The 9,098-nt window shown below is 41.7% G+C and carries 9 protein-coding genes and 1 pseudogene; 1 reads left to right on the forward strand and 9 read right to left on the reverse strand.

The genetic code is table 11. The features are described from left to right. A pseudogene (locus ACED25_RS22485) lies at positions 1–181 on the reverse strand (acyl-CoA desaturase); the annotation flags it as partial. A gap of 166 nt (positions 182–347) precedes the next feature. On the opposite strand from ACED25_RS22485, the gene ACED25_RS22490 reads away from it, so the two are divergent. Beyond that, a complete protein-coding gene (locus tag ACED25_RS22490; protein WP_102250368.1) occupies positions 348–893 on the forward strand; it encodes a GNAT family N-acetyltransferase in 546 nt (181 codons plus the stop codon). Positions 894–1,078: 185 nt separating this feature from the next. On the opposite strand, the gene ylqF is transcribed toward ACED25_RS22490, so the two are convergent. The 8 genes from ylqF to ACED25_RS22530 form a co-directional block, all read right to left on the reverse strand. Further along, a complete protein-coding gene (gene ylqF, locus ACED25_RS22495; RefSeq protein ID WP_009845440.1) occupies positions 1,079–2,014 on the reverse strand; it encodes a ribosome biogenesis GTPase YlqF in 936 nt (311 codons plus the stop codon). Positions 2,015–2,180: 166 nt separating this feature from the next. Continuing rightward, positions 2,181–2,495, reverse strand: coding sequence for a cytochrome c (locus ACED25_RS22500; protein ID WP_102250356.1), 315 nt, complete (start codon positions 2,493–2,495; stop codon positions 2,181–2,183). A 409-nt stretch (positions 2,496–2,904) separates the two neighbouring features. Then, entirely contained in the window at positions 2,905–3,588 is a 684-nt protein-coding gene (locus ACED25_RS22505; RefSeq protein WP_009845438.1) for a helix-turn-helix transcriptional regulator, read from the reverse strand. 95 nt (positions 3,589–3,683) lie between these two features. Further along, complete coding sequence (locus ACED25_RS22510) at positions 3,684–4,565, reverse strand: hypothetical protein (RefSeq protein ID WP_371696163.1); 882 nt, start codon at positions 4,563–4,565, stop codon at positions 3,684–3,686. After that, positions 4,555–7,047 (reverse strand): fimbria/pilus outer membrane usher protein, encoded by a 2,493-nt coding sequence (locus tag ACED25_RS22515; RefSeq protein ID WP_198592276.1) that lies wholly within the window; start codon positions 7,045–7,047, stop codon positions 4,555–4,557. Before ACED25_RS22515 ends, ACED25_RS22510 begins: the two co-directional genes overlap by 11 nt. After that, positions 7,031–7,717, reverse strand: a complete 687-nt coding sequence (locus ACED25_RS22520) for a molecular chaperone (RefSeq protein WP_009845435.1) — start codon at positions 7,715–7,717, stop codon at positions 7,031–7,033. Before ACED25_RS22520 ends, ACED25_RS22515 begins: the two co-directional genes overlap by 17 nt. 2 nt (positions 7,718–7,719) lie before the next feature. Next, the gene (locus ACED25_RS22525) at positions 7,720–8,445 is read right to left on the reverse strand and encodes a molecular chaperone (RefSeq protein WP_009845434.1); all 726 of its coding nucleotides are present in this window, start codon (positions 8,443–8,445) and stop codon (positions 7,720–7,722) included. Positions 8,446–8,559: 114 nt separating this feature from the next. Further along, positions 8,560–9,072: a hypothetical protein gene (locus ACED25_RS22530; protein ID WP_371696165.1), complete on the reverse strand. Its 513-nt coding sequence runs from the start codon at positions 9,070–9,072 to the stop codon at positions 8,560–8,562. Positions 9,073–9,098: the final 26 nt, after the last annotated feature.

A 9,098-nucleotide genomic window follows, 5' to 3' on the forward strand; every position in this document is an offset into this window, starting at 1 on the left:
TTGAAAGGTTACAGAACGTAAAGCAGATCGCTAGCCATATCCAGTGCTCCATACCATAGCCAAAAAAGTAGCCATAAACGGGAGCTGCAACAACAGCAAGCAGCATACTAAAAGAGAATACAAAAATATTGAGCCAGATTAATGGCGGCTTTTTTGTAGATTGTTTGTCGGCACTATTCATTAGCAAATTTCCATTGAGCTTACATCTGTGCGCTAGAATATCAGCGTACACGTGTAAGTCAATATTGAAAGTGTAAACGTGTATTAGTATGTTTTGCTTAAATATTGTATAAAGGTAGTGTGAAATGTAGTAGCAAGTCATAAATGGAAGTACTAAGGGCTAATAAATGGAAATTAAGGTAGCTGAATATAAAGATTATGAGCGGATTGCCCAATTACACGCGGATAGCTGGAAGCTATATTACCGTGGCATTCTTGCTGATGATTACTTAGAAAATGATGTTTTGGAGGACAGATCTGTTATTTGGCAGACTCGTTTGATTAATCCTCCTTTTAACCAACATGTTTTATTGCTTGAAGAGGGTGGTTTACTGGTTGGTTTCGTCTGCGCGTTTGGTAATCACAACTTTGAGCGTGGCACGTTCATTGATGCATTACACGTAGACAATAATTATCGCGGTAGAGGTGTCGGTAAGCGTCTATTGTCTGAATTATCGAAGTGGTTGCAGCAATACTATTCGGATTCAGGTCTTTACCTAGAGGTGATGTCTGAAAATCACCAAGCCATTGCTTTTTATCAAGCGATTGGTGGTAAAGAAGAACTAGAGCAAGTTTGGAATGCACCATGTGGAAGTCAAGTGAATGAGAAGGTGATCTCTTGGAGCTCTCCCGTTGAACTTGAACAGAAAACAGCAAGCATTGTGTATTCTTAGTCATTTCAAGTTGAATAATGGTTCCTTGCTCAACAGCTGCCTCTTACTGAAGTTGCTTTAAAGCTGAAGAACAAACCAAAAAGCCCCGAGCATTAAATTGTTCGGGGCTTTTTTGATTAGAGTAGACGTTTTAATTATTTGGCGTTTAGTCGCACCAAGTGATTTTTTCTTAAAACGAAGAGAGATTAACGCTTGTTCTTCAAGTAACGCTTACGACGCTCTTCTTTTTTCTTAATCTGTTGTTCGGCTTTCAGCGCAGCCGCTTCTTCAACTTCGATCAGCTCTTGTGTGATCATTTCTGGTAGCTCTAACGTTACTTTACCTAAAGTACCATTACGCAGTTCGTGAAGTAGGATTTCAGAACATTTGTGAATGTCTATATGACCACCTGCACGAAGTGCGCCACGCTTACGACCAATCGCTTCCATCAATTCGATGTCAGACTCTGGAAGCTCTTCAATTTGGTAGCGTTCTTGCAAAAGATTAGGGTATTGCTTTGCAAGGTACTCGACTGTGTAGAATGCCACTTCATCGTATTCCATTGCCGTATCTTTTACAGCGCCTGTTGCAGCCAAGCGGAAGCCACTGTGTGGGTTTTCTACTTTAGGCCATAGGATTCCAGGAGTATCTGAAAGGATCACGCCATTTTGTAGATTGATACGTTGTTGACGACGAGTTACCGCAGGTTGGTTACCAGTAACCGCGATCGTACGTCCCGCTAAACAGTTGATGATGGTCGATTTACCCACGTTCGGGATGCCCATGATCATTGTACGAATGTTCTTACCCATCTGTTCACGGTGCGGTGCTAACTTACGCACGAGCTCCATAACGTGGTTAACTTCTTCTTTAGCGCTAGTAGTAATCGCAATCGCTTTAACGCCTTGCTCTTTCTCGAAGTGCTCAATCCAACGCTCAGTAAGCTCAGGATCCGCAAGATCGCGCTTGTTCAACACTTTTACACAAGGCTTATCGCCGCGCAGTGAAGAGATCATTGGGTTTTCACTACTGAACGGGATACGAGCGTCCAGTACTTCGATGATCACATCAACCTGTGGGATAACTTCTTCGATTTCTTTACGGGCTTTATGCATGTGACCCGGAAACCATTGAATAGACATAGAGATAAACCTTGATAAATATATTTGCTGCACATTGTAAGGGTTGGATGATACGTGTAAAGGTATATCTCTCCCGACCTTCAATGAGCTCAGTGAGTTTGCTTGAAGTATAGGCGACTTAGTGATGTTTATTTAACTTAGACTGACCTAATGAAGGTGAAATCCATTACTGTTGTGAAGTATAAAAAGCCGCAATATCTTTCAAGTCTTGATCATTGAGTTTACTCAGTTGTGTTTGCATCATCTCAGCGTAAGCGCCTTGTCTATCACCGTTTTGGTAAGCTTTCATTGTGTTATAGAGGTAAGTTGAATCTTGGCCAGAAAGTTTTGGGTAAGCAGTGTTACTTGTTTCACCCGTGGGGTTATGACAGAAAATGCAACTTGGTGACTTCATTTTACCCAGTTCAGGATCGCCAAAATTAGAGGCATGAAGGCTAGGGGAAAGAGTGAGTAATAGTAAAGTGAAGGAACGGTAAGTCATGCTTTTGCTCCGGTAAAAACATAACAATAAAGCTTACCCTAAGGGGAAGCTCAAGTCCGAATTGCTTTAGATGCTTTAGATGCTTTAGATGCTTTAGATGCTTTAGATGCTTTAGATATTTTAGAAGCTAATAGTGTTAACAGTTACAACTGACTTCGTTCTGTTAGGCGAGTAGAGGGCTTGAGAGGTGATGTTTTGTGAGTTGACAAATTCTACTCGTGCCTTAGATGACAGAATGTAATTAACTCACTGGTGATATGATTTAAACTTCATTGTTCAGTCTGACTGTGATTCTATGATGGAAGGGGGGATAATAGAAGCTCACCTGTTCAAGGGCCTAAATTATAATACGATCTGTTGTAAAAATAACTGCAATCCAGTGTCTCTATATTTGTAACTCAAATATTAACTACATGCCTGGTTGTATAATAGTCTCTAAACTATTGATAAAATTTGCTTTTCTTATTGCTTCTTTTCGGTTGGTTACGTTTATTTTTTTATATATATTATATACATGCGTTTTTACTGTACTTTCTGAAATAAATAGTTCACTTGATATCTCTAAATTTGTATCTCCTCTGATAACTCGTTTAAATATTTGAGCTTCTCTTTTTGTAAGGGTAGATAATATTACCTGTGACTTGAATGTTTGGGAGCGCGCATTGGATAAAATATGCGACATTAACTTCCTCGGTAACCATAGGTCGTCATCACAAACCGTTTTCAAGCAACGTGTAAGGTGTTCTACAGGAGCATCTTGATAGATTATGCCCTTTATATTAAACATGTTGAATAGTTGCATTACGGTAATACTCTGTCCGGTAATATCAGAGGGAACGTCATAGATTACCCATTTGTTGGACTCTACTTTTGATAAGGTGATGTAAACATCTTTGATGTCAGCTAAGAGTAAGTAACTAATGAGAATGACATCAAACGTCTTGCGATGATTCGAACGTTCAATGCCTGAAATACATTCGCGACTAAAACAAAAGTCACTGTATTTCTCTATTTCTCGTTGAATAAACTGGTTATTTATACCGTTATCGCCAATTAGGAGCATGTGCTTTAAATTATTTTTACTGTTATGCATACTTTACTCCGAAACTGACAAATCGTGTTGTGATTATATGATACTGGGTTTTATATAATTGCGTTGCATATCTCAGGATTTATATAATTACATATTTAAGGCTGCTGTGAAAGGAGGGGTTCTATAGAAATTTGTAATGTATCGTCATATATTCCTCCCGGTTTGTTCTCTGTTTCCCCAATTACAAAACTCAAAGGAATAGGTTGACCGATCGTAGCCGAAATACGCTGAATTTTTGCATCAAGTTGACCGAGGTTTACTCTATCGTTATCTAGGGAAAGTTCGTATGGAATATCCCATTTTGTCTCATCAGATTCATGACGTAGCATCCCTTGATGGGATGATTCCAATACGATGGTATACGCTGTATTACTTTGCACCCATAGGTTCGGTGCAGAACGAATAATCTTGTTTGAATATAATGTTCCTAGATCAAGGTCATAATGCTGTTGAGTTAACCCATAAAAGTGAACTTTTGCAGCTGGTGGCACGGTAACAGATACTGGGAGTGAGCTAGGGCTAATCTCTATTTGTTGGTTGTCTGAGGTATAAGAGGGCGACACTTCTAAAAGCCCCCGGTAGGTTCCTGACGCTAGCCACTGTTTGCTTGGGAAACGCATTTGTATGGTTGTCGAAGGTTGACTGTCGGTTAATGATAAATGCCACTGATTCGCGATTGGCACACCCACTTGTCCACTCCACTCGAAGTTGAGTTTGTCTTGGTTTACCCCTTTTAACGTCCGGCTAGTATCATTAAGTTGTAGAACCAAACTCAACTTACAGTCTTCGCCAATTATATTCGCATCGATCCTATAAGTATTAATTGTTGCGTAAGTACCTGTGTTGAACACGTCGTATTGCGACTCGGATGAGACGGGTTGAATCGTCAATGCACTAGCTTCACATGCTAATACAGAGGATACAGAATTTATGGCGATGAGGAACCATCCTCCCCACCGAAGTTGTTTAATCCACATACACATCTCCTAGTCTGATCAAGTTGTCACTGCGCTCGCTGAGAGTAATGACGGCTGACTCTTGTCCTTTAGTGTCAAGAATCAGTTGATATTTCCCTGGCTTTAACCCAGATATCGCAAATATGCCACTCCGATTGGTAAAGAAGTCAATCGGTAACTGTTTAGCTTCACCAAGGTAATGTGCTACACCAGCGACAAGTGAAATTGGATTGTTACTTTGACGGTCGTATAGCTTACCAATCACGGTTAAGACAGCATCGGAACCAATTTGTAGTTGGAAGCCCCGCTTGTAATCAGGCTTAACCCAAAAAGCACCATCCCCCAAATCATATCCCGGTGGTAAGTTATCGACCTCATAACCGATGACTTGGCTATTATAAGCAACAAGATCAGGGACCATGGCACTGGCATCTCCGTTAAGGTAAACGCGTGCGTACTCTCCATCTTTTGTTGGGTCTAATGCCACGTCATTCTCTGCGAGGCTTTCGTGCTTGCTTACAATAGCGAATGCTTCTCGGACTGGTCTGCCGATCGTTACCGATGAACCTGCAAACGCAAGTGCACTGCTGATGGTCACGTCGGTACTGTGGTTTCTTGTGTCACCACTAATGTCGTCAAGTCGCGAGGCATGGGTGGCACTCAATTCGTAACGGTTTGCTGTATAGTTAATACCAGCGTCCATATCGGCGTCCGTTTCTTCATTCGTAATGACACTCGCAAAGCCTGATATCCCTCCGGTGTTACCTATATTATTCTGATAGCTGTAATCTAAGGCGGCTTCTCTTAGCTCTGTACTGTAACGACCGACGACACGAGTTTGTCGGCTAAGAGGCCAACTTATGGTGAGCGTAGTGCTGATGTCATCGTCTTTACTGGCGTGATCTTGATAGCTAACACGGGCACTCCAAGTCGCGTGAGTATCAAACAGTCCGTCCGATAAACTCGGGCTAATTAGCCAATAGTCGTTCTCTTTGTCTATTCCTAAACGGTAATTGACTGTCATGGCGGCACGTAATGATCGACTTAGATAAATCGAACCGAATGCAGAAGCATAATGAGTGGTTAAGTTGATGTCTTTATCGGAGGCGTCAAACCCAGCAACACCAGTAAAATTGTTGCTCAGATACTCATAACTAACACTCAGTTGTGGAGCCAGTGTATTCTTGCTGGAAAATTCCGCATCGAATGCAAATTTGTAAGCATCGCCGTTTCCTAATACAGGATGTTCGCTACGTGAAGCATTGAGTTCAGTGACTCCCCATCTAGAAGCGATGAGTGCGGTAGTACCATATTGGTATAAATCTTCACGGGTTTGAAAGTTGGTACCTAACGTTAACCAAGGGTTAATCCCCACATCAACATAACCATGGAAAATACGCTCATCGGTTAGGTATTCTAATTGTCCATTTTGGAGTTCAGAGGGTGCTCCATACATAATGCTATATTCAAACTCACCGCTATTGAGTAAGTCGTTACCCGTCGCAATAGAAAACTCGATACGCTCTTCATTCCCAGAACGATCGGTAATGACGAGTACAATATCGTTACTACCTTGCGCAAGAGGTATATCACTCAGGTTGTAGCTACCAGCGCCTAAGGTCAATCGTTGGACTGCAATCCCATCTATATAGACATCGACATTCGAGGCTCTTTGAAGTGTGAATGATTGATTGGCTCGTGGTCGTGCATTTCTGGTTGGAATCAGTGTGAAATCTCGAGTTAAGCCAATACCAAGTATGTCGGTACTGTCCTGAAAAGATTGGCCACTGTTGTACATATCGCCGAGCACAAGTCGTGTACCTTGCTGTGCAAAGTCAATATTAAGACGAGTTCCTTCTCTCACATATTGTGACTTTTTCGATGAACCATTTTCTAAATAGGATTCATATTCAAAATTGAAAAAACCAATGTTAAGTGCAGAGTCGAATTGACTGCGATAAAGATCTTGCCTTGACGATTTTTGATCGACATATTGGCTCTCATTGGCGGAAAGGGCGACGTTAACGTATCCGCTTAACAGACTTGGCTCAGCATAGTTATAAAAATCATCTGCGCCGTTCATCGAGAGTTGTTGGGTTAAGCTAAATTCTGGCGGAACCGTCACGATACATTCCAACGAAGAAAAGTCGAAATTAAGTCCCAGCCCTACGCTCATAAAGTGGTGCTGCGACAGCATCTCATCGTCTGTCGTGTCATGGAGCTTACCAATACCTTCTTGAGTGACGACAGACGAAAGGAGAGACAGCGTACTTTCCTTTGGCAAAAGAATTTCGTTGTTTGCGGTAATGATAATGTCCGCTTCACCAAGAATGGTGTCACTTATCCTTAGTAAAGAGGTAAGTTGAATGTCGCGTCCTGTCGGGTTCAATACCATATCCTGGCCCCAAGTTACAGGGCTTAAGGCGGCACAATAAAACAGTACTAATCCCAAGACATAGAAAACTTGCCACATCTTGTGAGAGGTTTCAGTTTTCATATCCATGATAAGTGCCTACTGGTAAGTAATTTAAAGAAGAAGGCAAAGTAATAGTCGAGCGTGGTGGAATAAACTGTTCACCTAAAGCCTCATGTACCTTTTGGTTCTGAGATTCGAGCCCCTTAAAATGAAGTAACGATGTATAGGTAAATCGCGACCCTGAATTAGTGAGTGTTAGTTTTCCTTGTTCATCTATATGTAAGTTCACGTCAGGCTCTAGCGAGGATGAGTGAATGTGCAACAACGCATTGTAGTGAACTTGCAAATTGATACCGGTTGTTAAACTGGTAGGGCTGTCCATTTTTTCGTTGTTTTGACCAATATTTACGGTACTGAAACGAACAAAGTAACTTTGGGAAGTTTCGAGTTGGCGGTTTCCCAACCATTGTATACGGAATACTTGACGTTCACCGGGTGCCAACATAGCGGCAGGTGGAAACACAAACATCACCTCACTCGATAGATCTGATGTTTGGAACGTACCATCAGGTAAGAATTTCAAACGACGAACGTTAGCTTCAAGTGGGAGATCCCGCGTTGAGTTGTTAGTCACAACCAGTTGCGATGTTGCCCTGTGATCGGTATTGAGTTCAATGACGGTTGGAAACAGTGTTATGCCAAGCGCTTGTGCACACAGAAAACAAGAAATGAACCCACCAAAAATATAACGTCTCATTGCTACTGATCCTGCTCGATTTCAATCGATAGCGTCTCTACATTGTAATTTTCAAGTGGCTGCATTTCGAAAAAACGAGTGGAATAGGGAAGAACTAACGTTCCTGGAATACGTTTGGCGATTTCTACGCCTTTTAAATAGGTTGATTTTTTGCCGTCAGAAATTTTCCATGTCGTATTGGTTAACCGACCATAACTATTACCGCTGTTCAGTACTTCAAGGACCCATTTGTTATTCTTGTTATTTGGTTCGATACTTTTAATTTCTAGTTGAGAGGCAGTGTTCTGAGGTCGCACGTTGATAAGCGTATTAAACTGAAGTAACAGACTCACTTGCCCTTGGTTGCTACTTGCTCTTTGAACTTTCACTTGCTTAACAGCAATACGAAAAGCTTTTGACTCTGTAATGGACGGATCGCCTAAATATCGGACCATAATAGATTGCGAACGTCCAGGCTCTATAATTGCAGTTACTGGAATCACTAATAGCTCGTCATCTGCAGGCGTCGTGGTCTCTTTTCCGTATTCATTCATAGTCATAAATACTGGAGACAGTTCGACTGTGAGTGGTTCGGTAGACGAATTCTCAACCCTCATTGTCATTTGAGCTCTTTTACCAAGTGGCGTCATCTCCATAGACATCGGCTCTACTTTGAACGCATGAGCTGACAAACAAGTGAGTGACAATAATAAGAGAACAGTCCATTTATGCATGATCCATTTATACATCGCGATGAGCTCCAAATTAAACTAGAGTCGTAATACAACTGAGGTTAAGTTTTAATACAACAAAGGCTTAGATGAAGTCGGAGGCCAAATAATAGCCCCCGACTTATTCAACCTCTAATTTGAGGTGATATTTACGGTTAACGTGTCTGAATAACCACCTGCCCATGGGGAGGTTTCTGTTGTCACAATATCAATGGACGCGGCAACACCAGTCGCCAATACTCCTGAACCACCATAAGAGTTACTGATTGAAACGTCATTTAGGCCTGGGCCTCCTGGCGCATTAAGCGTGAAAGGAGCTAAGCCTGAAGGGTTAAATGTTGCTTCGTATGTAAGAGCGTAGTCTTCGCTATCATCGGACTCTAGACCACCCTCAGCACTCGTCAGTGTTACAGTTGCACCATCGACGTCATTACACTTCATGTTAAGGCCACTAACAGAAAGGTTTTGAATTTGAGATACATTACCAAAGTCCATCAGTTGTGTTGAAAGACCAGTAACTTCACATACAGGTGAAACAAAACCAACTAGCTGGACATCACCAGGAGCGGCTTGAACTTGAGCACCAAAAATAGCTGTGACTGTTGCTGCGTAGAGTGGCTTTGTTGCGTAATTAAATTTAAAGATAGAACAACCCCGTTTCGCGTATTTCT

The organism is Vibrio sp. 1F263 (assembly GCF_041439035.1).
Lineage (GTDB): Bacteria > Pseudomonadota > Gammaproteobacteria > Enterobacterales > Vibrionaceae > Vibrio > Vibrio tasmaniensis_A.

Coding starts and splice junctions, on each gene's coding strand:
- ACED25_RS22490 (WP_102250368.1), top strand. CDS start 348: ATGGAAATTAAGGTAGCTGAATATAAAGATTATGAGCGGATTGCCCAA.
- ylqF (WP_009845440.1), bottom strand. CDS start 2,014: ATGTCTATTCAATGGTTTCCGGGTCACATGCATAAAGCCCGTAAAGAA.
- ACED25_RS22500 (WP_102250356.1), bottom strand. CDS start 2,495: ATGACTTACCGTTCCTTCACTTTACTATTACTCACTCTTTCCCCTAGC.
- ACED25_RS22505 (WP_009845438.1), bottom strand. CDS start 3,588: ATGCATAACAGTAAAAATAATTTAAAGCACATGCTCCTAATTGGCGAT.
- ACED25_RS22510 (WP_371696163.1), bottom strand. CDS start 4,565: ATGTGGATTAAACAACTTCGGTGGGGAGGATGGTTCCTCATCGCCATA.
- ACED25_RS22515 (WP_198592276.1), bottom strand. CDS start 7,047: ATGGATATGAAAACTGAAACCTCTCACAAGATGTGGCAAGTTTTCTAT.
- ACED25_RS22520 (WP_009845435.1), bottom strand. CDS start 7,717: ATGAGACGTTATATTTTTGGTGGGTTCATTTCTTGTTTTCTGTGTGCA.
- ACED25_RS22525 (WP_009845434.1), bottom strand. CDS start 8,445: ATGTATAAATGGATCATGCATAAATGGACTGTTCTCTTATTATTGTCA.